Annotated in this window: 25 protein-coding genes; 15 read left to right on the forward strand and 10 right to left on the reverse strand. The window is 73.6% G+C overall.

From position 1 onward, the window contains the following. Window positions 1-147: 147 nt before the first annotated feature. Entirely contained in the window at window positions 148-1692 is a 1545-nt protein-coding gene (locus ACF08W_RS23235) for a hypothetical protein (protein ID WP_392280401.1), read from the forward strand. A gap of 94 nt (window positions 1693-1786) precedes the next feature. Here the strand turns inward: ACF08W_RS23235 and ACF08W_RS23240 are convergent, their stop codons facing one another. Next, window positions 1787-2875 carry an ABC transporter substrate-binding protein gene (locus ACF08W_RS23240; RefSeq protein ID WP_392280402.1) on the reverse strand — a complete coding sequence of 363 codons (1089 nt, stop codon included), beginning with the start codon at window positions 2873-2875 and terminating at the stop codon, window positions 1787-1789. Here ACF08W_RS23240 and ACF08W_RS23245 point away from each other — a divergent pair. Genes ACF08W_RS23245 through purU form a run of 3 tightly spaced genes read left to right on the forward strand, consistent with a single transcriptional unit; the run spans window position 2865 to window position 4592 of the window. After that, window positions 2865-3125, forward strand: coding sequence for a hypothetical protein (locus tag ACF08W_RS23245; protein ID WP_385207805.1), 261 nt, complete (start codon window positions 2865-2867; stop codon window positions 3123-3125). The genes ACF08W_RS23240 and ACF08W_RS23245 overlap by 11 nt on opposite strands. A gap of 56 nt (window positions 3126-3181) precedes the next feature. Next, window positions 3182-3685 (forward strand): hypothetical protein, encoded by a 504-nt coding sequence (locus ACF08W_RS23250; protein WP_392280403.1) that lies wholly within the window; start codon window positions 3182-3184, stop codon window positions 3683-3685. A gap of 28 nt (window positions 3686-3713) precedes the next feature. After that, a complete protein-coding gene (gene purU / locus ACF08W_RS23255) occupies window positions 3714-4592 on the forward strand; it encodes a formyltetrahydrofolate deformylase (RefSeq protein ID WP_352275906.1) in 879 nt (292 codons plus the stop codon). Between the two features lie 46 nt (window positions 4593-4638). Here the strand turns inward: purU and ACF08W_RS23260 are convergent, their stop codons facing one another. Both ACF08W_RS23260 and ACF08W_RS23265 read right to left on the reverse strand, forming a co-directional pair. Continuing rightward, window positions 4639-5964, reverse strand: a complete 1326-nt coding sequence (locus ACF08W_RS23260) for a zf-HC2 domain-containing protein (protein ID WP_392280404.1) — start codon at window positions 5962-5964, stop codon at window positions 4639-4641. Beyond that, window positions 5961-6551 (reverse strand): RNA polymerase sigma factor, encoded by a 591-nt coding sequence (locus ACF08W_RS23265; protein ID WP_385207811.1) that lies wholly within the window; start codon window positions 6549-6551, stop codon window positions 5961-5963. The genes ACF08W_RS23260 and ACF08W_RS23265 overlap by 4 nt, the downstream gene beginning before the upstream one ends. A gap of 340 nt (window positions 6552-6891) precedes the next feature. Here ACF08W_RS23265 and ACF08W_RS23270 point away from each other — a divergent pair, with 340 nt between their 5' ends. Both ACF08W_RS23270 and ACF08W_RS23275 read left to right on the forward strand, forming a co-directional pair. After that, window positions 6892-7266, forward strand: a complete 375-nt coding sequence (locus tag ACF08W_RS23270; protein ID WP_352275911.1) for an STAS domain-containing protein — start codon at window positions 6892-6894, stop codon at window positions 7264-7266. A gap of 153 nt (window positions 7267-7419) precedes the next feature. Further along, window positions 7420-7590 (forward strand): hypothetical protein, encoded by a 171-nt coding sequence (locus tag ACF08W_RS23275; protein WP_392280405.1) that lies wholly within the window; start codon window positions 7420-7422, stop codon window positions 7588-7590. Window positions 7591-7650: 60 nt separating this feature from the next. On the opposite strand, the gene ACF08W_RS23280 is transcribed toward ACF08W_RS23275, so the two are convergent. After that, window positions 7651-8196, reverse strand: a complete 546-nt coding sequence (locus ACF08W_RS23280) for a hypothetical protein (RefSeq protein WP_392280406.1) — start codon at window positions 8194-8196, stop codon at window positions 7651-7653. 64 nt (window positions 8197-8260) lie between these two features. Continuing rightward, entirely contained in the window at window positions 8261-9808 is a 1548-nt protein-coding gene (locus ACF08W_RS23285; RefSeq protein WP_392280407.1) for a class I adenylate-forming enzyme family protein, read from the reverse strand. Window positions 9809-9955: 147 nt separating this feature from the next. On the opposite strand from ACF08W_RS23285, the gene ACF08W_RS23290 reads away from it, so the two are divergent. The 4 genes from ACF08W_RS23290 to ACF08W_RS23305 all read left to right on the forward strand — a co-directional run bounded on the left by ACF08W_RS23290 (window position 9956) and on the right by ACF08W_RS23305 (window position 14226). Next, the gene (locus tag ACF08W_RS23290) at window positions 9956-11149 is read left to right on the forward strand and encodes an amidohydrolase family protein (RefSeq protein WP_392280408.1); all 1194 of its coding nucleotides are present in this window, start codon (window positions 9956-9958) and stop codon (window positions 11147-11149) included. A 6-nt stretch (window positions 11150-11155) separates the two neighbouring features. Further along, complete coding sequence (locus ACF08W_RS23295; protein ID WP_352275920.1) at window positions 11156-12307, forward strand: acyl-CoA dehydrogenase family protein; 1152 nt, start codon at window positions 11156-11158, stop codon at window positions 12305-12307. A 5-nt stretch (window positions 12308-12312) separates the two neighbouring features. Further along, window positions 12313-13266, forward strand: coding sequence for an acyl-CoA dehydrogenase family protein (locus ACF08W_RS23300; RefSeq protein WP_392280409.1), 954 nt, complete (start codon window positions 12313-12315; stop codon window positions 13264-13266). Window positions 13267-13719: 453 nt separating this feature from the next. After that, window positions 13720-14226, forward strand: coding sequence for an ATP-binding protein (locus ACF08W_RS23305; protein WP_385207830.1), 507 nt, complete (start codon window positions 13720-13722; stop codon window positions 14224-14226). A 78-nt stretch (window positions 14227-14304) separates the two neighbouring features. On the opposite strand, the gene ACF08W_RS23310 is transcribed toward ACF08W_RS23305, so the two are convergent. Then, a complete protein-coding gene (locus ACF08W_RS23310) occupies window positions 14305-14745 on the reverse strand; it encodes an NUDIX domain-containing protein (protein WP_392280410.1) in 441 nt (146 codons plus the stop codon). Window positions 14746-14842: 97 nt separating this feature from the next. Continuing rightward, complete coding sequence (locus ACF08W_RS23315; protein WP_392280411.1) at window positions 14843-15769, reverse strand: cyclase family protein; 927 nt, start codon at window positions 15767-15769, stop codon at window positions 14843-14845. 83 nt (window positions 15770-15852) lie between these two features. Between ACF08W_RS23315 and ACF08W_RS23320 the strand changes: the two genes are divergently transcribed. Both ACF08W_RS23320 and ACF08W_RS23325 read left to right on the forward strand, forming a co-directional pair. Continuing rightward, complete coding sequence (locus ACF08W_RS23320) at window positions 15853-16767, forward strand: SDR family oxidoreductase (protein ID WP_352275929.1); 915 nt, start codon at window positions 15853-15855, stop codon at window positions 16765-16767. 73 nt (window positions 16768-16840) lie between these two features. Next, the gene (locus ACF08W_RS23325) at window positions 16841-17890 is read left to right on the forward strand and encodes a Zn-dependent alcohol dehydrogenase (RefSeq protein WP_352275931.1); all 1050 of its coding nucleotides are present in this window, start codon (window positions 16841-16843) and stop codon (window positions 17888-17890) included. A gap of 100 nt (window positions 17891-17990) precedes the next feature. Here ACF08W_RS23325 and ACF08W_RS23330 read toward each other — a convergent pair whose 3' ends face one another. Next, window positions 17991-18983, reverse strand: coding sequence for a GlxA family transcriptional regulator (locus tag ACF08W_RS23330; RefSeq protein WP_392280482.1), 993 nt, complete (start codon window positions 18981-18983; stop codon window positions 17991-17993). 69 nt (window positions 18984-19052) lie between these two features. Between ACF08W_RS23330 and ACF08W_RS23335 the strand changes: the two genes are divergently transcribed. The 3 genes from ACF08W_RS23335 to ACF08W_RS23345 all read left to right on the forward strand — a co-directional run bounded on the left by ACF08W_RS23335 (window position 19053) and on the right by ACF08W_RS23345 (window position 22133). After that, entirely contained in the window at window positions 19053-20339 is a 1287-nt protein-coding gene (locus ACF08W_RS23335; RefSeq protein ID WP_385207838.1) for an MFS transporter, read from the forward strand. Between the two features lie 83 nt (window positions 20340-20422). Further along, window positions 20423-20800 (forward strand): DUF2809 domain-containing protein, encoded by a 378-nt coding sequence (locus ACF08W_RS23340; protein WP_392280483.1) that lies wholly within the window; start codon window positions 20423-20425, stop codon window positions 20798-20800. Window positions 20801-20819: 19 nt separating this feature from the next. Next, window positions 20820-22133 carry an MFS transporter gene (locus ACF08W_RS23345; protein WP_392280412.1) on the forward strand — a complete coding sequence of 438 codons (1314 nt, stop codon included), beginning with the start codon at window positions 20820-20822 and terminating at the stop codon, window positions 22131-22133. Window positions 22134-22145: 12 nt separating this feature from the next. Here the strand turns inward: ACF08W_RS23345 and ACF08W_RS23350 are convergent, their stop codons facing one another. Together ACF08W_RS23350 and ACF08W_RS23355 are read right to left on the reverse strand one after the other, a co-directional pair. After that, window positions 22146-22769: a flavin reductase family protein gene (locus ACF08W_RS23350; RefSeq protein WP_392280484.1), complete on the reverse strand. Its 624-nt coding sequence runs from the start codon at window positions 22767-22769 to the stop codon at window positions 22146-22148. Window positions 22770-22941: 172 nt separating this feature from the next. Next, entirely contained in the window at window positions 22942-23310 is a 369-nt protein-coding gene (locus ACF08W_RS23355; RefSeq protein ID WP_392280413.1) for an SH3 domain-containing protein, read from the reverse strand. Window positions 23311-23537: the final 227 nt, after the last annotated feature.

Consider the following 23537-nt stretch of genomic DNA (forward strand, 5'->3'; position numbering starts at 1 on the left):
GACCGTCCCGATTCACCGCGCCGCACGGGCGCGGAGCGTCGCACCGCCTGTGAAGGGGTGGTGAGCGACCGCACACGCTTGGCGGACCGCGCCGACCACCCGATAGCGTGAGCCGACGATTCCGTAGGTTTACACGTAGGAGTCCCGGTGACGCAGAGCGGCGGACACGGCGGCGAGCAGCAGTTCCCTGCTGAACGGCCCGCGCACGAAGGTGTCGTGCTGCCCGCGGGCGGCAGCGAGCCCTGGATATCAGGGCCCGCGGATCAGGCCGCTCCGGCAGGCGGACAACCGTGGGGCGGTTCCTGGGGGCCACAGGCCGCGCACCAGCCTCCGCCCCAGCAGCCGGGGCAGGGCCAGGGGCAGGGGCAGTACGGCGGGCAGGCACCGTACGGCCAGGACCAGTACGGCCAGGGTGCGTACGACCCGGGTCAGTACGGCCGGAGCCAGGGGCACGGCCAGGGCTACGCGCAGCCGGGGCAGGGGTACGGATACCCGCCGGCCCAGCAGCCCCCGCACTCCCAGCAGCAGCCGCAGCAGGCCCAGCAGCCCCCGCAGGCCCTTCCGCCGCAGCAGCCCCCGCAGTCGTTCGCGCAGCCGTTGCCGCCCGAGGCCGTGCCCGGCGCGGCCCCCGCGGCCGGTGCGGGCGGGGACGCGGACGCCACGCAGTACATCGCACCGGTGCCCGGCGGGCCCGCGCCCGGTGGACTGCCGCCGGAGAACCCCGCCGAGTCGACCGCGTTCCTCGGCCGCACCGGGGCACAGCCCCCGCAGCAGGCGTACCAGCAGCCCGGCCAGGGCCAGGGCGGGGACGCGGACGCCACCCAGTACATCGCGCCGGTGCCCGCCGGGGCCCCGTACGACGTCCGGCCCGGCGCCCCCGGCGACCGGCAGCCGCCCGCCGAGTTCGACAACCTGTTCCGCAGCGACGAGCCGGCCGGCGCCACCCAGCAGATGCCCCAGCTCAATCACGCCCCCGCGTACCAGGGCGCCCCGCCGGCCCACCAGCCCCCGCCCCCGTCCGCGTACCGACCGGGGGACGAGGAGCCGCCCGCGCGCCGGAAGCGGCCGCACGTCACGCTGATCGCGGCGGTCGTGGCCGGCTGCGCCGTCGTCGGTCTCGGCGCGGGCGCGCTGCTCAGCGGCAACGGCGACGACAAGGCCAAGGACGACAAGCAGCCGATCGCCTCGGCGAGCCGGCCCGCCGAGAAGCCCAGCCAGGAGGCACCCGCCGACCCGGCGAAGCCGCAGGCCGAGGAGCTGGACAAGCTGCTGGCGGACAGCAACAACAGCCGGGCCGCGGTCATCGGCGCCGTCGAGAAGACCAAGAACTGCACCGACCTGGACCAGGCCGTGACGGCCCTGAAGGACGCCGCGAAGCAGCGCCGCGACCTGGTGACCCGGCTCGGCGGCCTCACCGTCGACCAGTTGCCCGAGAACGAGCGGCTGACCGGCGCCCTCACCCGGGCGTGGCAGGCGTCCGCCTCCGCCGACGACCACTACGCGGCCTGGGCCGAGCAGGCCAAGCACGGCCGGAAGGTGTGCAAGCACGGCAAGGCCCGTACGACCTCCGAGACGCAGCAGGCCAACGCGCAGAGCGGCGAGGCGAGCAAGGCGAAGCAGGAGGCGTCGAAGCTCTGGAACTCGATCGCGGCGAAGTACGGCCTGACCCGCCGGGCGGCGACGGAGCTCTGAACCCCGGCCGGTGGTCCGGGCGCTCCGGCGGCCCGGACCGGCCGGAGGCCCGGTCGGCGGTCCGGTCAGGGGGTCCGGTCGGCGGTCCGCCCGGTCAGCTCCTGGTGCTGGCGTCCGAGAGCGTCTCCGCGACGTCCACGAACCCCTTCCGGTCCGCGACGAGCCGCCCGCCGCGGACCACCTGGAACGTCACCCTGGTGTTGACGATCCGCGGATAGGCGGTGGAGCCCAGCACGTCGTCGAATCCCCAGCGCAGCACCGGCGTGAGGCCGCCGGTCCCGACCGAGGTGCCGGTGTTGAGGGCGGAGGTGATCCGCCACGGGGTGATCCGCGGGGCGTCGACCGCCTCCACCAGCCCCTTCAGCACGGTGTACGCGATCCAGGTGGTCTGCACCCCGGTGTCGTCCGGGTCGATCCGGTTGTCGCCGAAGGCGTACTTCCGGATCACCTGCCGCATCCCGTCCCAGCGGGTGTCGCCCGAGTCCGGGTACCAGCCGGTGATGTACGCCCCCTCGAACGGGCTGTTCCGGCCGCCGGTGCTGTCGATCAGCGGCTGGTCGACGCTGCCGAGCACCGAGGAGATCCGCACCTTCCCGTACGACGGCTCCATCCGCCGGAACGAGTCGAAGAAGGTCTCCGTCCGCCGGCCGAGCACCGCCGTCGCGCAGCCTCCGGCCGGGCCCGCCGCCCGGAGCGCCGCCCCGGCCGCGTCGTCGTACGAGGTCGCCGCCTCCGGCGCCCGGATGTCGGCCGGCGCGGACCGCCCGGCGGAGGTCAGGCCGGTCCGCAGCAGCCATGCCTGGCCGTCGCCGCCGAGCGTGTCCGGCCGCACCACCGATACCCGCTCGCAGGAGCGGGCCAGCTGCCGGGCGTTGCCCGCGAGCAGGGCGGCCTGGCCGCCGTTGACGGGGAAGGAGAGGTAGCTGGAGAACTCCTCGTCGGTGGCGCCGTAGCCCCCGATGAAGGGGATGTTGGAGCCCTCCAGCACCGGCATGAACGCCGACCCGTGCCGACTGTACGAGCCGACGACCGCGACCGCCTTCTCCTTGACGGCCCGCCGGGCGCAGCCGGCCGCTCCGGCGGAGGTGTCCTGCTCGTCGCAGGTGAGGACGCGCAGACGGTGGCCGTTCAGACCGCCGTTGTCGTTGACCCAGCGGGCGTAGGCGCGTGCCATGGCGGTCATCCCCGCCATGTTCACCGTGTCCGGCCCGGCGACGCCGCTCGGCGCCCAGGTCATGACGGTGACGGACTCCCTGGAGCCCCCCGTGGCCCCAGGGAGGGCGCCGCAACCGCTGATCAGCGATGCCCCGAGCACCGCGCTCGTCAGGATTCTGGAGAAGCGCGGGGAAATGGGGCGTCGCCATCCGGTCATGGGCATGAACATTTCCGGACTCGGGGTAACGGCGCCGTGTGCACCGGTCAACACGGAGTGACGTCCGGGTGAATTCCGGGGGCCCGGACGGCGGGCCCGTGAAGGAACGTACGATCGATGACCGTGCAGCAAGGTTCGGAGAACTCTTCCCGTCGCGGCCGTCGCTCCTCCACCATGGGCGGCATGCCGCTGAATGACATGCCGTGGTGGCGCTGGCGCAGCAACGTGCGCTCGGCGCTGCACATGCTCTCCGACCCCGTCTTCCACCACGAGTGCTGGCTGGCCGGCCGGGAGGGGTACGGCGACGTCACCGACGCCGTCTACCGCCTGGTCGAGGACACCTGGCTGGACAACTGGTCCGCCGAGAAATACATAGGCACGATCTTCCGTGACGCGGGCGAGGCGGCCCTCGTCGACGTCGCCGTCCTGCGGGTGCTGCGCATCATGCACCAGGTCGGGGCGGACGCCCCCGTCTCCGCGTACCTGGAGCACCAGGGCTGGCCGGAGGCCGTGCAGGCCGCCCGCGAGGCGCATGTGCTGCTCGCCGGGAACGACGGCGAGGACCCCGACACGCCGCCGCGCTCCCTGGACGTCCTCCACATTCTGACCGGTTCGGCCTGACGGCTCCCCGGTGTGGCACGCTACGGGAATGACCGAGCCGCAGCCCGCCGGGGACGCCCCCGAGCAGTACGTCCTCACCCTGTCCTGCCCCGACAAGCAGGGCATCGTGCACGCCGTGTCGAGCTATCTCTTCATGACCGGCTGCAACATCGAGGACAGCCAGCAGTTCGGTGACCACGACACCGGTCTCTTCTTCATGCGGGTCCACTTCTCGGCGGAGGCCCCGGTGACCGTGGAGAAGCTGCGGGCCAGCTTCGCCGCGGTCGGCGACTCCTTCCGGATGGACTGGCAGATCCACCGCTCCTCGGAGCGGATGCGGATCGTGCTGATGGTCAGCCGGTTCGGGCACTGCCTCAACGACCTGCTGTTCCGCTCGCGGATCGGGGCGCTGCCGGTCGAGATCGCCGCCGTCGTCTCCAACCACACGGACTTCGCCGAGCTGGTCGCCTCGTACAACGTGCCGTTCCGGCACATTCCGGTGACCAGGGAGACCAAGGCCGACGCGGAGGCGCAGCTCCTGGAGCTGGTCCGCGAGGAGAACGTCGAGCTGGTCGTCCTCGCCCGCTACATGCAGGTCCTCTCGGACGATCTGTGCAAGCAGCTCAGCGGCCGGATCATCAACATCCACCACTCCTTCCTGCCGAGCTTCAAGGGCGCGAAGCCGTACCACCAGGCGCACGCCCGCGGGGTCAAGCTGATCGGCGCCACGGCGCACTACGTGACGGCCGACCTCGACGAGGGGCCGATCATCGAGCAGGAGGTCGAGCGGGTGGGCCACGGCGTCACCCCCGACCAGCTGGTCGCCGTCGGGCGCGACGTGGAGTGCCAGGCGCTGGCGCGGGCCGTGAAGTGGCACGCGGAGCACCGCATCCTGCTCAACGGCCACCGCACGGTCGTCTTCGCCTGACGTCCCGGCGGCCTCGGCGGCCTGGGGCCCCGCCCGGTCCCGGCTCCTACAGGCGGCTCAGCGAGGCCGCGGCGAAGAGGACGTCCCGGATGGCCTCGCGGTCGCCCTGCTGACCGGCCGCGGCCTCCTCCGGCGAGACGTGCCCGGCGACCAGCCGGCAGAACTCCACCCCGTCCAGCGCGACCTGCGCCACGGTGTGCGCGGGCGAGCCGAGCGCGGCCGGCGAGTCCAGCGGCACGTACCAGTCACCGCCGCCCGAACCCTCGACCTCCAGATGGAGCGAACGGCCCGGTGAACCGGCCGTCACCAGGTGCCGGGCGGGTCCGGCCAGCCCGGACCGGCGGCGTGCGGCGAGGGTGGCGGGCAGCAGCCGGGCCGCCAGGTCGATCATCCGGTTGAGATGCGGGGCGGACGGGGTCTCGTACGGGTAGTCCACCGCGTCCGCGATGTCGCCGCCGTGCATCCAGCACTCGAAGGCCCGGTCCAGCAGGGCGTCGTGCATCGGCAGGGCGAAGTCCCCGTACGAGACGGACAGCTCGGAGACCCTGCGACCGACGAGGGACACCGTGCGGATGAGGGTGTGGGTCTGGGCCCGCCACGGCTCGTGGACCTCCCGGGTGGGCGGCAGCCGGGACGCCGACCAGTACGCCTCGGTGCGCGCGGTGGGGGAGAGCGGCCAGTCGACGCCGGGCCCGAAGCGGTGGTCGCCGAGCGGTACGTCGAGATCGAGGGCGGTGCCGATCAGTCCGTCGACGGCCGTCAGATGGCCGATGACGCCCGCGACGGTGGTCCGGCGGCCGGTCTCCTGCTCGTCCTCGAACCACTTCAGCCGCACCGGGGCGTGCCACTCCGCGCTGCCGATGTCCCGGAGCAGCGCGTCGAGCCGGGCGGTCTCCGCCTCGTACGGCGCGGCCCAGTCCGGCACCGGGATGGCGGCCGGGCGGCGGCTCAGGCAGGCGTCGATCACCCGGCCGCGCAGCGTCGGGTCGAGGTCCAGGCTGCAGTCGGTGTGCAGCAGCCCGACCGCGTCCCGCAGCCGCAGCGCCTCGTCGGCGCAGGCGGCGCACTCGGTCAGATGCGCCTCGACCGCCTCGGTCTCCTCCGTGGAGCAGGCGGACAGGGCCCAGGCGCCGAGCAGCGCCCGCAGGAGCCGGTGCGGTGGTTCCGGTGGGGCCACGGTGGTTTCCGGTTCCGGTCGGGGCGTCGGTGGGGGAGTGCCCGGGGACGGCTCCCCGGCCGGTGGGACGGGGTCGGGCGGCGGAGTGGCGGCGGGAGCGAGGTCGTCGGCCGCGGGCCGCTGCGCCGGTATCCGCCGGATGTCCCGGAGCCTGTCGGGACGTCCGGCGGCGGGCCCGTTCGCGTCGTCGGTCACCGGGAGGTCCCGTGTCCGGGCGGCGAGGCCCCGTCCAGGGGGCGGGGGTGGGCGCTGGAGAGGAGCTGGAGCCCGAGCCGGAGACGGCGGCGGGCCTCGTCCTCGGTCACCCCGAGATCGGCCGCGGCCTGCCGGTAGTCCCGGCGCTGTACGTACGCGAGCTCCAGTGCGGCCCACAGCGGGGCGGGCATGGACTCGACGATGTAGTCGGCCCGCGCGGCGGCCGTGGCCCGGCTCACCCGCTCCTCCAGCGCGTCGAGCCCTTCGGCCTCCGCCCCGTCCGCCCCGCCCGCGCCGTCCGTACCCGCCTCGCGGAGCCTGCGCACCGCGTGGCGGTGGGCGAGCCGGGCCACCCAGGCCCGCATCGGCCCCTGCCGGGGGTCGTACGCGTCCGGGTTCTCCCACATGTAGCCGAAGACCTCGCGGGTCACGTGGTCGGCGGCGGTGTCGTCGTCGAGTATCCGCTGGGCCTGGCTGTGCACCAGGGCGGCGAAGCGGTCGTAGAGCTCACCGAGCGCGGCCTCCTCGCCGCGTGCCAGTCGCTGCTGCATCCTGCGGTCCCAGCGGGGTGGTGCGTTTTTAGCCATGCGTCCCCCAGCCACTTCCCCTCGTGGGACCGAATGTAGTCGCCGCTGTCGATGATGTACGTACCTTTCGGGCAAGTGCGCCCCTGAAACGGCCCGGGGTGGTAGGGGTGTCCGGTGCCGCGGGATGGCGGAATCCGACCCTGGGTGATCGTTTCGGTCGGGATGCTGTGACGTTCTGGCGGAGCGGCCGGTGTTTCGAGGGGCTGTGACGGGGCAGCGGCGAGAAGGAGGGAAAACTTCCGGATCGTCGGAATATCCGGAATCAGCCGAAGCATTGGAATCCCTGGGATCCCTGAAGCCCTGGAATCCCTGGAGTTCCCGGAACGAGAGGCCCCGTCGCGTGACACTCACTGTGGCCGAGACCGTGCAGGCCGAATGGACCGTGCTGCGTATCCGCGGCGAGCTGGACCTGCTGACGTCGTCCTCCGTGCGCCAGTCCGTGCACGACGCGGTCGCCGCCGGCCGTCACGACGTGGTGCTCGACCTCTCCGGGGTGCTGTTCTGCGACTCCAGCGGTGTCGGCGTACTGATAGCCGCCCGCCGTCTGATGCGCTCCTGCGGGGGCCGCCTGCGCTTGGTCCTCCCGGCCCGGGGCGCGGAGGAGGGCTCCCATGTGAACCGGGTCCTCGCCGCCCTCGGTGTGCGCCGCCTCTTCGACGTCTACCCGGACCCGGCCACCGCCGTCGCTCCCGAGACCCGCCCGCTCTCCGCCTGAGCGGCGGCCGGGGGCCGGGTCGGCGCCGATCCACAAGCCGCCCGGCACGCATTCCAAAGCCGCCGCCCGCTCCCGGTGGGACCGTGAGCCGTACCGTGCGGTGCGCCCTGCCGGGCGTCCCTCCGGTCTTGAGGCAAAGGGCGAGGGGGAGCCATGTCCTGGTACGGCGGCAAGGAGCGGGAAGCCTACGAACGGGGCCGGAGCGACGAGCGCGACCGGATCCGACGCGCGGTCGACGGTGGCGACGACGGCTGCGGCGCCCTCGGCTGTCTGATCTTCCTGATCTTCGTGTTGCCCTGGATCCTGCATTCCTGCCGGGGCTGACGGGCGGGGGCGTCCCGCGTGCCCGTGCCGCCCGCCCGCGTGACCGGGGCCGGACCGGGGTCACGGCCGGTCGTGCCAGGGGCGCACGCGGCCGATGACCCGGGCCGGTGCGTCGTCGGTGGCGCTGGTGGCGGCCGGTGCGGGGGCGCGCGCCGCGGCCAGGACGCCGTCGGCGATCTCCTGATGGGTGAGCCAGCGAGTGCCGTCCGGGCCGTCGGCGAAGCCGAGGACGACCGGGCGGTGGTCGCAGCCGGCCAGGTCCGGTGGCGGCAGCGGCCGGGCGCGGCCCGGGGCGGCCGCCGCGCTGCCGCGTACGTCGACGACCACCGCGCCGGCCGCCAGTACGTCCGCGACGACGGGGAGGGCGGTGTCGCGGCTGGGGGTGCGGATCCACAGGACGACCGTCCGGAACGGGCCCAGTTCGTCGCGGGCCCGTTCCAGCGCCGAGCGGAACCCCCTGGTGTCGGTGTAGTCCGTGGCCAGGGCCAGCGTCCTGGCGGGGTGGGCGGTGCTCCGTACCAGTGCGCGGAGGGCCGCCTCGCCCCGGGCGGCGACGGCGGTGCGCAGCCCGTCGGCCACCAGTCCGCGGACGGTGCCGGAGAGCATGCCCGTACCGCCCACGACGAGCGCCGGTCCCGCGGCCCGTACCGGCCCGGCCGCCGGCTCGGCCTCAGGCGAACTGCTCCCGGAGGCGGTACTTGAGGACCTTGCGGAGGGTGTCGTTGCGGGGAAGGGCATCCAGGACCTCCAGGCGTTCGGGGAGCTTGTGCACGGCGAGGCCCTCGGCGCGGAGGTGGCCGGTGAGCCCGGCCAGGGTCAGCGGGGCGGCGCCGGGCGGCTGTTCGACGACCGCGCAGACCAGTTCGCCGCGCTCCGGGTCGGGGAGGCCGATCACCGCCGCGTCGGCGACGTCCGGGTGGCGGTGGAGCAGGTCCTCTATCTCCTTGGCGGAGATGTTCTCACCCTTGCGGATGATGATGTCCTTGAGGCGCCCGGTGAGCACCAGATGGCCGCTCTCGCGGAGATGGCCGACGTCGCCGGTGATCAGGAAGCCCTCGGCGTCGAAGGCCGCGGCGGAGGCCGCCGGGTCCAGATAGCCCGCGCAGACGGCCTCGCCGCGCAGCCTGACCTCGCCGTCGGTGCCGTACGGCAGGGGCTCGCCCCGCTCGTCGGTGATCCGGATCTCCATGCCCCCGGGCGGGCGGCCCTCCGTCCCGGCCAGGTGCTCCGGGGTGTCGTCGGGGTCGCCCATGGTGATCATCGGGACCTCGGTCATGCCGTACCCGTGGGTGAGCTGGACGCCCATCTCCCGCACCACCGCGTGGTAGAGCTCCGGCGGCTTGGGGGCGCCGCCGCCCGCCAGCAGCCGGAGGGTGGGGACGGGCCGGGTGTCCGGGGCCTTGCGCTGTTCGGCCAGGAACATCGAGTAGAACGCGGTGGACCCGCCCGCGACCGTCACCCCGTGGCGCCGGTACTCCACCAGCGCGTCCGGCAGCGCGAAGTGCTCGAACAGCACCGCGGGGAACCCGTACAGCAGCAGCATCACCGAGTAGTCCGGCCCGGCGACATGGGCGAACGGGAAGGCCATCGAGCCGACGTCGTCCGGGGTCAGCCGCAGCGCGTGGGCCAGGCAGGCGCCCGCCGAGATCAGGGACCGGTCGGTGTGCAGGACGCCCTTCGGGTCGGAGGTGGTGCCCGAGGTCCAGTAGATCCAGCGCACCGCCGTACCGTCGGCGGGCGGCGGCGGCAGCACCGCCGGGTCGCCGTCCGGGAGCGTGTCGTACGCCTCGAAGACCTCCGGCGCCCGCCGTCCGGCCTCCCCGGCCAGCCGCTTGGCCATCGCCGTGTGGTCGAACCCGCGCCAGGTGCCCGGCACGGCGAAGAACTCCGCCTGCGACTCGCGCAGCGCGAACCCCGTCTCGCGGTCCCGGTAGAAGGGGATGACGGGCGACTGGACGGCCCCGATCCGGGCCAGCGCGAAGGAGAGCAGCACCGTCTCGATCCGGGTCGGGAGCTGCCAGGCGACGACGGTCCCGGGGCGCACCCCCATCCCCCACAGCCCGGCCGCCACCCGCTCGCCGCGTTCCCGCAGTCCGCCGAAGGTCAGGACGCGGTCGTCCTGGAGGAGGAAGGGGCGGTCCGGGGTCAGGGCGGCCCGGCGTTCGACGAGTTCCCAGAAGGTGCGCGAGGCGTCCAGGGCGTGCGCGGTCCCGGTCATGGCCGACCCCTCTCCGAAGCTGACGGATAGTCAGATAGTGCGGAGAGCGTAGAGCGCCGCGCCTTGTCGGTCCAGGGGTGCGGGGCTAGCCTGAGGGCGACATCGATCTGACGGGTCATCAGAAATGCGTTCGCCGGAGGGGACACCATGACGGAACTGCCTCGGATCGTCAGCGTCGACGACCATGTGATCGAGCCGCCGCACCTCTTCTCGACCTGGCTGCCCGCGAAGTACCGCGAACGCGGCCCGCAGCCGCTCACCGCGGGCATCGGCGAGCTGGCGTACACCGGCGGCAAGTACGTCATCACGATGGACCCGGACGGGCCGCCCACCGACTGGTGGATCTACGAGGACCTGAAGTTCCCGTACAAGCGGAACATCGCCGCCGTCGGCTTCGACCGCGACGAGATGACGCTGGAGGGCATCACCCGCGCCGAGATGCGGCCCGGCTGCTGGGACCCGGCCGAGCGGCTCAAGGACATGGACCTCAACCACGTCGAGGCCAGCCTCTGCTTCCCGACCTTCCCGCGCTTCTGCGGCCAGACCTTCGCGGAGGCGCGGGACAAGGAGGTCGCGCTCGCCTGCGTCCGCGCCTACAACGACTGGATGGTCGAGGAGTGGTGCGGCGACAGCGGCGGCCGGCTGATCCCGCTCTGCATCATCCCGCTCTGGGACATCGACCTGGCCGTTGCCGAGATCCGGCGGAACGCGGCACGCGGGGTGCGGGCGGTGACCTTCTCGGAGATCCCCACCCACCTCGGGCTCCCCTCCATCCACACCGGCTACTGGGACCCCTTCTTCGCCGTCTGCGAGGAGACCGGCACGGTCGTCAACATGCACATCGGGTCCAGTTCGCAGATGCCCGCCGCCTCCCCGGACGCCCCGCCCGCCGTGCAGGCCAGCCTCTCCTTCAACAACGCCATGGCCTCGATGATGGACTTCCTCTTCAGCGGGGTCCTGGTCCGCTTCCCGCAGCTCAAGCTCGCCTACAGCGAGGGCCAGATGGGCTGGATCCCGTACGCCCTGGAGCGCGCCGACGACGTCTGGGAGGAGCACCGCGCCTGGGGCGGGGTGCGCGGACTGATCCCCGAGCCGCCGTCCACGTACTACTACCGACAGATCTTCTGCTGCTTCTTCCGCGACAAGCACGGCATCGCCTCGCTCGACGTCGTCGGCCGCGACAACGCCACCTTCGAGACCGACTACCCGCACGTGGACTCGACCTTCCCGCACACCAAGGAGGTCGCCCTCGACCACGTCAAGGGACTGGACGACGAGACCATCTACAAACTGATGCGCGGAAACGCCATCCGGATGCTCGATCTGGACCTGGACAAGTAGGCGGCCGTGGACCTCGCGTACACGGAGGAGGAAGAGGAGTTCCGGGCGCGGCTGCGGGCCTGGCTGGCCGCCGCGCTCCCGTCGCTGCCCGCGAAACCCGCCCCCGAGGACTGGCCGGGGCGGCGCGCGTACGACACGGCCTGGCAGCGGGCCCTGTACGACGCCGGGTACGCCGGTCTGCACTGGCCGCTCGACGCGGGCGGCCGGGGCGCCACCCCGACCCAGCACCTGATCTTCCTGGAGGAGACCGAGCTGGCCGGGGCCCCGTACGTCGGCGCCAACTTCGTCGGGCTGCTGCACGCCGGACCGACCATCGCCGCCGAGGGCACCGCCGAGCAGCGGGCCCGCTGGCTGCCGCCGGTGCTGCGCGGCGACGAGATCTGGTGCCAGGGGTTCAGTGAGCCCGACGCCGGATCGGACCTCGCCGCGCTGCGGACCCGGGCGGTGCGCGACGGGGACGACTACGTGGTCAGCGGCAGCAAGATCTGGACCTCGCACGCCGAGGTCGCCGACTGGTGCGAACTGCTGGTCCGCACCGACCCGGCGGCCCCCCGGCACCGCGGCATCACCTGGCTCGCCCTGGCGATGGACGCCCCCGGCGTCACCGTCCGCCCGCTGCGCACCCTCGCCGGATCGACCGAGTTCGCCGAGGTCTTCCTCGACGAGGTACGGGTGCCGGCCGTCAACCGGGTCGGCGCCGAGAACGACGGCTGGCGGGTCACCATGGTCACCCTCTCCTTCGAGCGCGGCACCGCCTTCGTCGGCGAGGTCGTCGCCTGCCGCCGCACCCTGGCCGCGCTCGCCGCCGAGGCCCGGCGCCGGGGCTCCTGGGACGATCCGGTGCTCCGCCGCCGGCTCGGCAGGCTCAACGCCGAGTTCCGGGCGCTGTGGCGGCTCACCCAGTGGAACGTCAGCGAGGCCGGGCGGGGCGGTGTCGTCGGCACCGGCGGCTCCGTCTTCAAGCTGCGCTACTCGCACGCCCGCCAGGAGCTGTACGAGGCGGCGGCCGAGGTGCTCGGCGCCGACGCCGCCGACCTGGACCGGGAATGGGTGCTCGACCGGCTCTCCTCCCTCTCGTACACCATCGCCGCGGGCACCTCGCAGATCCAGCGGAACATCGTCGCCGAACGCGTGCTCGGCCTGCCGAAGGGGCGCTGACGCTCATGGACTTCCAGCTCTCGGACGACCAACGGGCCCTGCGGGCAGGGGTACGGGACCTGCTCGCCGGGCGGTTCGACAGGGACCGGATGCGGGCCGCGCTGGAGAACGGCACGGCCGTGGACCCGGCCCTGTGGCGGGAGCTCGGCGACGCCGGGTTCTTCGCGCTGCGGCTGCCCGAGGCGGAAGGCGGCGTCGGCCTGGGACTGCCCGAGGCCGTCCTGCTCTTCGAGGAGGCGGGCCGGGTGCTGCTGCCCGGCCCGCTCGTCGCCACCCACCTCGCCGCCGGGGCCGTGAAGGGCGCGGCGCGGGGCGAGGCGGTGGTGGCGGTGGCCGAGGCGGGGCAGCCGGTGGCCCACCTGGGCGGGGCCGACGCGCTCCTGGTCCTCGGCCCCGGGGACCTCCCCGGTGGCCTGGTCCGGGAGGCCGGTCCGGTGCGGGAGGCGGCCGCGCCGCTACGCTCCACCGACCCGTTCACCCCGCTGTGGCGCCCCGCGCGACCGGTGACCGCCGACGAATCGCTGCCGCTGCCGCCCGGCGCCCGGCACCTCCGCGACGAGGGGGCCCTGCTCACCGCCGCCGAACAGCTCGGCAGCGCCGCCCGCACCACCGAGCTGGCCGTCGAGTACGCCGGTACGCGCGAGCAGTTCGGCGCCCCGATCGGCTCCTTCCAGGCGGTCAAACACCTGTGCGCCGGGATGCTGGTCCGCGCCGAACTGGCCCGCTGCGCGGTCTACGCGGCGGCCGTGACCGGGGACCGGGTCGAGATCGCGGGCGCCAAGCTCCTCGCCGACGACGCGGCGGTCCGCAACGCGCGCGACTGCCTCCAGGTCCACGGCGGCATGGGCTTCACCTGGGAGTCCGACGTCCACCTCCACCTCAAGCGGGCCTGGCTGCGCGCCGGGTGGTGGCAGACCGCGGCGGCGGCCGAGGAGAGGCTCGCGGCGGACCTGCGCTGACGCCCGGCACGTCCCGGACCGCCGACCGCCCACCCCACGGAATCACGCAGCGTGAGGAAGCGGCGCCGGGCCCCGATCCGTGCCCGGCACATCTTTCGTCACGGGGCGGAGTCGGCTCCCGGCTCGGGTACGCTCCGTGGAGTGCGACAGGAACTGGAACCGGGCAGTCCGGTGATGGCCGGTGCGGTGACTCCGGCCCGCAAGCGGTTTCCTGCTCGCGGTCCAGGCAGCGGCGCCGGGCGCGCCCGGGAAGCGGCCCGCGCGGGCCGCTGTTCGACTCCCCGCGAAGTGCGTCGCACAGTATGGAGTACAGGTACTCCTTCGCGCTGGAGTATGCCCGAAGCGCTTGTTGCGGTGACTGTACGTCAACCATGCTGTCTCGTAGGGGAATCACGTTCCGTGACCCCAAGGAGGCGCGAGGCGATGTGTCCGCCGGTTCGGATGGTGTGAGCGGTGCAGGTGCTTCAGGTTCAGCTGGAAGTCGGGGCCGACCCCGCGGAGGTCGGCCGGGCCCGTAGATGGGCGCGGTCGAGGCTGGTCGGGTCCGGGATAAGTGACGACGAGCCCCTGGCCGAGACGCTGATCCTGCTGATCTCGGAGCTGGTCACCAACGCGGTGGTGCACACCGGCTGTCCGGCCGTGCTGCGCATGCTGTTCGGCCTGACCGGCGCCTCCGGCTGCCCCGGGACGGTCCGGGTCGAGGTGGCGGACGCCAGCTGCCGTCCGCCCCTCCAGCGGCACGCGGCGGGCGAGGACACCAACGGCCGCGGCCTGGAGCTGGTGGACGGCCTCGCCGACCGCTGGGGCTGGCAGCCGGAGGGCGCGGGCAAGCGGATCTGGTGCGAGGTCGACCGGAGCGCCCCGCTGATCCAGCTCCCACCGCACCCCGGCGCGACGGGCACGCCCGTACCGGACCTCGTGAAGCACCCGGTGTCGCGGGCCGTCACACATCTCGCGTGAGGCCTCGGCTCCTCGGGAATCTGCATAAAGGTTAAAGCAGTTGGACCGGGCCGCCCCGGTCCGGCCGTTCCTGGACGGTCAGAGCCAGTCGGCGAGGAAGAGCGCGAGGGGTCCGGCCGGGAGGAGGAAGCGTCCGTTCCCGGCGGCCGCCAGGGCGTCGGCCATCTGCCACCAGGACAGCGTGAAGTCCGTCTCCGTCGCGGTCGGTTCCTGGGGCCCGAGGGTCAGGCCGCGGGCCTCGTAGAGATGGACGCGGGCGGTGGAGTCCAGCGTGATCGCGTACGCACCGAGCGGGCGCCATCGGTCGGCGGTGATCCCGGCCTCCTCGCGAAGCTCGCGCCGTGCGCATTCCTCCGGGGTCTCACCGTCCTCCCGCCGTCCGCCGGGGAGGAACAGGTGCTCGCCGTCGTGGCGGGGGAAGTCGGCGGACAGCAGCGCGACCATGCCGTCGGCGTCGCGGGCCACGACGACGGACGCGTCCCGGACCGGGCCGCGCGCGGGTGCCTGGTTTCCGGTCATGGCGGCCGAGCATAGCCACGGGTCCTGCCGCGTTCGGGCGGCACCGGGCACGTTCACCACATTGGGGTTTGCCGCAGCCGAGTAGCCGCCCCGCCCCTCAGAGCACCGCGACCGGGGCGACCGGGGTGCCGGTGGCGCCGGTGAAGGGTTCGGGCATCGCGGAGAGCAGGAAGGCGTAGCGGTTCTCCTGCGCACAGGCTGTGGACAGCGCCTCCAGGTTCCAGTTCTGGCCCTGGAGCATGCCCATCTCGACCAGGTCCAGCGCGTGCACGCCCAGCCACAGGTTCTCGATCTCCGGCGGGAAGATCTCGAAGGTCAGGGTGTCGTTGGCGACCGCCGCGACGTCGCGGGCGTGGAACCACTCGGGCGTCCGGACCGAGAGTCCGGGCGAGGGGTAGGCGTACGCGTGGGTGTCGCCCGCCAGGTATACCTGTATCTGCCCGGTTCGTACGAGGACGATGTCGCCGGAGCGGACCCGTACCCCTGCCAGTTCTTCGGCGGCTTCCAGGTCCTCGGGGGTGACGGCGTGGTCGCCGGGCAGCCGGTCCGTGCCGAGCGCGCGGGCCACATCGAGGAGTACCCCGCGCGAGACGAGGTGCGGGACCTTGTCGATGCCGCTGAACTGCGCGCCGCCGTGGGCGGTGATCGTGGCGGCGGAGCGGCCGTTGTAGATGCGTCCCGAGTGCGAGGCGTGGGTGAGGGCGTCCCAGTGGGTGGCCGTCTGGAGGCTCAGTACGGCCATGTCGTCGCTGGTGGCGACGGTGCCGGGGCCGAACAGCTCCTGGTTGATCTGGACCATGGTGTGCGTCGGGTTGATCCGCCCGGGGACCAGCCCGCTCTGGACGCCGTCCTGCCGCAGCGGCAGCGCCAGCGGGACGCGCAGGCCGCTGCGCACGGTCGCGGCGGCCTCGCGGACCACGGCGTCGGTGATCAGGTTGAGGGTGCCGATCTCGTCGTCGGCGCCCCAACGGCCCCAGTTGTTGACCCGCTTCGCGATGTCGTGGAACTCGGCCGGCAGTGACATGGCGCCTCCCGGGGCTTGTGCTCGTGGACCTGATGGCCCATAAAATCTAACGGTCCGTCAGAAACCGCGGGAAGGGGCCGGGCATGGGGAACTTCTTGGCAGGCAAGGTGGTGGCCGTGACCGGTGCCGGACGCGGCATCGGCCGGGCGGTGGCGCTCGCGGCGGCCGCCGAGGGCGCGAAGGTCGTCGTCAACGACTACGGGGTCTCCATCGAGGGCGGCGAGCCGAGCAGCGAGGTCGCCGAGTCGGTCGTCAAGGAGATCGAGGCGGCGGGCGGCGAGGCGGTGGCGGTCGCCGACGACATCTCCACGATGGCGGGCGGACAGCGCATCGTCGACACGGCGCTCGCCCGGTTCGGCCGGATCGACGGGGTGGTCTGCGTGGCGGGCATCCTGCGCGAGCGGATGCTCTTCAACATGTCCGAGGAGGAGTGGGACCCGGTGGTCGCCACCCACCTGAAGGGCACGTTCACCGTCTTCCGGGCCGCCTCGGCGGTGATGCGGAAGCAGGACGGCGGCGGCACCCTGATCGGCTTCACCAGCGGCAACCACCAGGGCAGCGTCGCCCAGGCCAACTACAGCGCGGCCAAGGGCGGGATCATCTCGCTGGTCCGGAGCGCTGCGCTCGGCCTGCACAAGTACGGCGTCACGGCCAACGCGGTCGCCCCGGTGGCCCGTACCCGGATGTCCGCCAATGTGCCGATGGAGCTGAAGGAGATCGGCGAGCCCGAGGACGTGGCGGCGCTCGTGGTCTACCTGCTCAGCGAGCGGGCCCGCGCCGAGGGGATCACCGGCCAGGTGTACACCGTCGCGGGGCCGAAGATCGCGGTCTGGGCCCAGCCGAGGGAGCTGCGGGCCGGATACGTCGAGGGGGCGTGGACGCCCGAGCGGATCGCGGACTTCCTGCCGGGGACGGTGGGCACCGACCCGATGCCGATGCTGGCGCGGCTGGAGGAGATGGCGGCCGCGGCGGCGGCGAAGGCCCGGCCGAACGCGTGACCCTTCCGTCTCGGACGGATCGGATCATCTTCGCCGGGCGGCCGAGACCGCCCGGCCTACCGAGGGAGACGGGATGAGAGGCGTCGTCTTCGACGGCGAGCGTACCGAGGTCGTCGACGATCTGGAGATCCGTGATCCGGGGCCGGGCGAGGTGCTGGTGCGCGTGGCCGCGGCCGGGCTGTGCCACAGCGACCTCTCGGTGATCGACGGGACGATTCCGTTCCCGGCGCCGGTGGTGCTCGGGCACGAGGGCGCGGGCGTGGTGGAGGCGGTCGGGGCGGGCGTCGGCCATGTGGCGCCCGGCGACCACGTCGCGCTGTCCACGCTGGCCAACTGCGGGGCGTGCGCCCAGTGCGACCGGGGGCGGCCCACGATGTGCCGCAAGGCGATCGGGATGCCCAGGAAGCCGTTCAGCCGGCGCGGTGAGCGGCTGTACCAGTTCGCCGCCAACTCGGCCTTCGCCGAGCGGACGCTGGTCAAGGCCGTGCAGGCGGTGAAGATCCCGGCGGACGTCCCGCTGACCTCGGCGGCCCTGATCGGCTGCGGTGTGCTGACGGGTGTCGGGGCCGTCCTCAACCGGGCGAAGGTCGACCGCGGCGACACCGTCGTGGTCATCGGCACCGGCGGCATCGGGCTCAACGTCATCCAGGGCGCCCGGATCGCGGGCGCGCTGACGATCGTCGCGGTGGACGCCAACCCGGCGAAGGAGGCCGTGGCCAGGCGGTTCGGCGCGACCCACTTCCTGACCTCGGCGGACGGGGTGCGCGGCATCCTGCCGGACGGCGCCGACCACGCCTTCGAGTGCGTGGGCCGCACCGAGCTGATCCGTACCGCGATCGACCTGCTGGACCGGCACGGCCAGGCCGTCCTGCTGGGCGTCCCGCCCGCGTCGGCGGAGGCGTCGTTCCGGGTCTCGACGATGTACCTGGACAAGTCGATCCTGGGCTGCCGGTACGGCTCCTCGCGCCCGCAGCGGGACATCGCGCTCTACGCGGAGCTGTACCGGGAGGGCCGGCTGCTGCTGGACGAACTCGTCACCGCCACCTACCCGGTGGAGGACTTCGCCAAGGCGGCCGAGGACGCGCACCAGGGCCGGGTGGCCCGCGGGGTGCTGGTGTTCTGAGCCGGGCACGGGGGCGGCTCCTCGGCTCCGCGCGGTGCTGGGGGGCCCCGGCTCCGCGCGGCGTTGGGGTTCCTCGACTCCGCGCGGCCCCGGGGGTTCCTCAGCCCACCGACGGCCTACTGGCGCGGAAGGTGCGCCGGTAGGCCGTCGGGGAGACCCCCAGCGCCGCCTGGAGGTGCTGGCGCAGTGACGTGGGCGTGCCGAAGCCCGCGTCCCGGGCCACCTGGTCGACCGACAGGTCCGTCGTCTCCAGCAGATGCCGGGCCCGCTCGATCCGCTGCTGGGTCAGCCACTGCACCGGGCTGACCCCGACCTCCTCCCGGAACCTCCGGGTGAAGGTCCGTACGCTCATCGACTCCTGCTGCGCCATGTCGCGCAGCAGGATCGGCCGCTCCAGCCTTCCCAGCGCCCAGGTCCGCGCGGTCGTCGTGGCCGCGAGCCGCGACTCCGGCACCGGGCGCCGGATGTACTGCGCCTGCCCGCCGTCCCGGTGCGGCGGCACCACCGTGCGGCGGGCGACGTCGTTGGCGACGGCGGTGCCGTGGTCGCGGCGCACGATGTGCAGGCAGAGGTCGATCCCGGCGGCCACCCCGGCCGAGGTCAGCACGTCCCCGTCGTCGATGAACAGGACGTCCGGGTCGACCCGGACGGCGGGGAACAGCCGCTGGAAGTGGTCGGCGTGCCACCAGTGGGTGGTGGCGGGGCGCCCGTCCAGCCGGCCGGAGGCGGCCAGTACGTAACTGCCCGTGCAGATCGAGACCATCCGGGTGCCCGGCCTGATCAGGGCGAAGGCGGCGGCCAGTTCCCCGGTGAGCCGTCCCTCGGAGTGGACCGGTCCCAGCTCGTAACTGGCCGGGATCACCACCGTGTCGGCCGTGGCCAGCGCCTCCGGGCCGTGCTCGACGCCGATCGTGAAGTCCGCGTCGGTGCGGACCGGGCCCGGCGGCCGGACCGAACAGGTCACGACTTGGTAGAGGCGGCGGCCCGCGTTGTGCGCCTCGACGCCGAACGCGCGGCCGAATATCCGCTGGGGGATGCCGAGTTCGAAGGGAAGCAGCCCGTCGAGGGCCAGGACGACGACCCGGTGCGGCACACGTGGCATACGCAGGACTCCCTTCACCCCCTAGTGGTATAGACCTCAACCCTGATACATGTCACTCCCGTGAAGGCAAAGTCAGCGCGGCCCCCGCGCATTCCCGCCGTGGAGGGCGAGGGCGCGCGGTCCCTCCCGTCCCTCCCGTCCGACCCGTCCCTGGGCGAAGGGCTGTGGAACCGTAACTTCCGGCTCTTCTTCGTCGCCCGTACCGCCGCCCTCTTCGGGGACGGCATGATTCCGGTGGCGCTCACCGCCGGGCTGCTCGGGGCCGGCCGGCCGCACTCCTCCGTGGGGTACGCGCTGGCCGCCTGGATGGGGCCGCTGGCGCTCTTCGTGCTCTTCGGCGGCGTGCTCGCGGACCGGTTCACGCCCCGCCGGATGATGGTCGTCGCGGACGCGCTGCGGCTGGTCGGCGCCTCGGTGCTGGCCGTCACCTTCGCCACCGGGAACCCGCCGCTGTGGGCGGTGTACGTGCTCAGCTCGGTGGCCGGGGTGGGTGCCGCGCTCTTCCAGCCGGGCGTCGCCTCGACCGTGCCCCGGGTCGCCCCGGACGTCCAGCGGGCCAACGCGGTGCTCCGGGTCTCCGAGGCGCTGATGACCATGGCGGGCCCAGCCTTCGCGGGCATGCTCGTCGGGCTGGCCAGCGCCGGGGCGGTCTACGCGGCGAACGCCTCGACGTTCCTGGTCTCCGGGATCTGCCTCTTCCTGATGCGGCTCGCCCCGGCCGCCGGGGACGACGCCGTGCGCGGCGGATTCGTCGCGGAACTGGTCGACGGCTGGCGGGAGTTCCGGGCCCGTAGCTGGCTGTGGGGGGTGATCGCGATCTGGACGGTCTACGGCTTCACCGTGCTCGGCCCGATGCTGCCGCTCACCGCGATCGAGGTCACCGAGGCGCACGGCTCGGGAACGTACGGCGTGATGATGGCGGTGAACGGCGCGGGCAGCGTCGTCGGCGGGCTGCTCGCCCTGCGGCTGCGGCCCCGCCGTCCGCTCGCGGCGGGGGCGGTCGCGCTCACCGGTGTCTGCGTGAACCTGGTGGCGCTGGGGCTCGGGCTGCCGGTGCCCGCGCTCGCGGCCGGGCAGCTCGTGGCGGGCGCGGCGTTCGCGTTCTGGCTGGTCATGTGGTCGACGACGGTGCAGACCCATGTGCCGCCCGAGGCGCTGAACCGGCTGCACGCCTACGACGTGGCGGGCTCGCTGCTGATGCTGGCGGCGGGCCGGGCCCTGGCCGGGCCGGTCGCGGACCGGTTGGGTGCGCCGGAGGTACTGCTCGCCGGAGCGGTGATCAACCTGCTGGTGGTGGCGGTCCTGCTGGTGGCCCGGCCGATCAGCCGGCTGGAGCGGATCGCGTGACAGGACGGGGCGGGTGCGACGGGTGCGGCGGGGGCTTCACGGCCTCCGGGCGGCGCGCCCGCGCGGTCGCGGCCGGGGCCGCCGTGCTGACCGTGCTCGCCGGGCTCGGCGTCCGGGCGGTCCTGGACGGCGACCTGGCCAAGTACGCCGGGGACGCGCTCTACACCGTGCTGATCTGCGCGCTGGTCGCCGTGGTCGCGCCCGGGGCCCGGCCGGCCGTCGTGGCCGGGACCGGGCTGGCGGTCAGCTGGGCGGTGGAGCTGCTGCAACTGACCGGGGTGCCCGCCGATCTCGCCCGGCACAGCACGGTGGCGCGGCTGGTGCTCGGCTCGACCTTCAACGCCCCCGACCTGCTCTGGTACGCGGTGGGGGCAGGGTGCGCGTGGGCGGCGGCGGCCCGGTGGCACCGGGTGCGGCGGTGGCCCGATTCCTGCGAAGGGTGTCCCTCCGGCCACTCGTGAGGAGGTGCGCCCCGCTCCGATGCTGGGTGACGTGACCCAGACAACCGACACCGCCACCCGGGGTGCGTCCGAGGCTCCCGGACGGCCGTCCCGCTCCCGCGTCCGGCGCGTCCACCGCGCCTGGATCGTCGCCGCCGTCACCTTCGTGACGATCATCGGCGGCGCCGCCTTCAACTCGCTGCCCGGCCTCCTCATCGACCCGCTCAACCAGGAGTTCGGCTGGTCGCGCGGGGAGATCGGACTCGCCGTCTCCGTGGACATGGCGCTGTACGGGCTGACCGCGCCGTTCGCCGCCGCGTTGATGGACCGCTTCGGGATCCGCCGGGTCGTGGCCGTCGCCCTCGGCGCGGTGGCGGCCGGGGCGCTGGGCAGCGTCTGGATGACCGCGTCCTGGCAGCTGATGATCTACTGGGGCGTGCTCGTCGGCCTCGGCACCGGCTCCATGGCGCTGGCCTTCTCCGCCACGGTCACCAACCGCTGGTTCGTCGCCCGGCGCGGCCTGGTCACCGGCATCCTCACCGCCGCGGGCGCCTCCGGCCAGCTGGTCTTCCTGCCACTCTGCGCCTGGATCGTCGCCCACCACGGCTGGCGCCCCGCCTCGGTGACGGTGGCGCTCGCGGCCCTGGCCGTCGTCCCGTTCGTCTGGTTCCTGCTCCGCGACCACCCGGCCGACGTGGGCCTCGCCCCGTACGGCGGCACGTACGAGGAGAAGCCCGCGCCCGCGCGCGGGGCGGCGCGGCGGACCCTGCGGGTGCTCGCCGACGCGGCGCGCACCGGGCCGTTCTGGCTGCTGGCCGGCACGTTCGCGATCTGCGGGGCCTCCACCAACGGCCTGATCCGCACGCACTTCGTGCCCTCGGCCCACGACCACGGCATGCCGATCACCGCCGCGGCCTCGCTGCTCGCCGTCATCGGGGTCTTCGACATCATCGGCACCGTCTTCTCCGGCTGGCTCACCGACCGCTTCGACGCCCGCCGGCTCCTCGCCGCCTACTACGCGCTGCGCGGCGTCTCGCTGCTCTTCCTGCCGATGCTGATGGCCCCCGAGGTCCACCCGCCGATGGTGTTCTTCATCGTCTTCTACGGCCTGGACTGGGTGGCCACCGTCCCGCCGACGCTGGCCCTGTGCCGCGAGCACTACGGCGACGACAGCGCCATCGTCTTCGGCTGGGTGCTCGCCTCCCACCAGGTGGGCGCGGCCCTGGTCGCCTTCCTGGGCGGCGTGGCGCGCGACACCTTCGGCACGTACGACGTGGTCTGGTACGCCTCGGGCGCCCTGTGCGCGACGGCGGCCCTGATGGCCCTGGTCATCCGCCGGGTCCGCACGCCCTGAAGGGCGCGGCGGTCAGCCGTCGAGGGGGGCGAAGCGGCCGAAGGCGCCCCGGTGGAACAGGAGCGGAACGGCCCCGTCCGTCGCACCCAGGGCCGCCACCCGGCCGACCACGATCAGATGGTCGCCCCCGGTGTGGACGGCCTGGATGTGGCAGTCGATCCAGGCGGCCACCGAGTCGAGCCGGGGCGAACCGGTCACCGGGGCGGGCCCGTACGCCACCCCCGCGAACTTGTCCGCGCCGCTCACCGCGAAGCCCCGGCACAGCGCGCCCTGGTCCGCGCCGAGCACATTGACGCAGAAGGCCCCGGCGCGGGCGATCCGCGGCCAGGTCGTCGACGTACGCGCCACCATGAACGTGACCAGTGGCGGATCCAGCGAGAGCGAGGCGAACGACTGGCAGGCGAAGCCCGCCGGGCCCGCCGGGTCGTCCGGATCGTGTGCCGTGACGATCGTGACGCCGCTGGCGAAGCTCCCCAGCACCCGGCGGAACTCGCCCGGTTCGACCGGCGGCCGCTCCCCTTCCGCGACGGCGCGCAGATGCGGGCGCGGCAGCGGCTCGACCGGCGCCTCCTGTGCGTCGGCGGCGGTGGTGGCGGTGCCGACGGACCCGAGGTACCGGACGGCTATGGCGGCCATGCCTGCGTGTCCCATCACCCTTCGATTAGAACTGACACCTCATCAGATGGGAAGGCGCGCGGACCGGCAGCTTGCAAGTGCCGGTCCGGCCCCGCCCCGGCGGTCGTCGGGGCGGGGCCCGTCGCCCAGTCCTGCTCGCGGGTACCCGCCGGGGCGGGCACCCGCGCCCCCGTCAGCAGGTCTTGCTGGTCCCCTTCGGGCTGAGGTTCTCGTTGTAGATCCAGCCGCCCTCGGCGCCGGGGATGCGTACCCAGGTCCACTTGCTGCCCAGGTCGTTCGTGGTCGTGCAGTGGTAGACGAGCGTGACGCTGTCGGCCACGTACCCGTCGATCGAGCAGTCCGCGTAGGGGCCCGCGCTGCGGAGCGGGACGCTGGACTTGGACGGCTTGCCGCGGGTCACGTTGTCCTTGGCCGAGTGGGCGTGCGCCCGGCAGTTCCCGGCCTTGGCCGCCGGGGCGGTCGCCTGGGCGGTGGCCGGGACCATCAGGCCCGCGGCGGTGACCCCGGCGGCGAGCAGTACGCCCAGGTAGCGCTTGTTCATCGATCGGCTCCTCTGGCTGGTGTCCGGTTCGTGGTGACGGCTCCAGCATGTCGAGCGGGCCGGGCGAAGTCCTTGACGATGCCCGCACGCCCCTTGCCGGTCCGCGCACGGCCCGGCAAGGGGCGTGCGGGCCGGGGCATCCCGTCCGCGAGGAAACGGCCGGTCTCCCTCTCGCACTCCGCCCGCCCGTCCGGGCACGCTCGGACCGGGCATGCGCCGGGGCGACG

Origin of the sequence: Streptomyces sp. NPDC015144, assembly GCF_043079735.1 — a bacterium.
GTDB lineage: Bacteria > Actinomycetota > Actinomycetes > Streptomycetales > Streptomycetaceae > Streptomyces.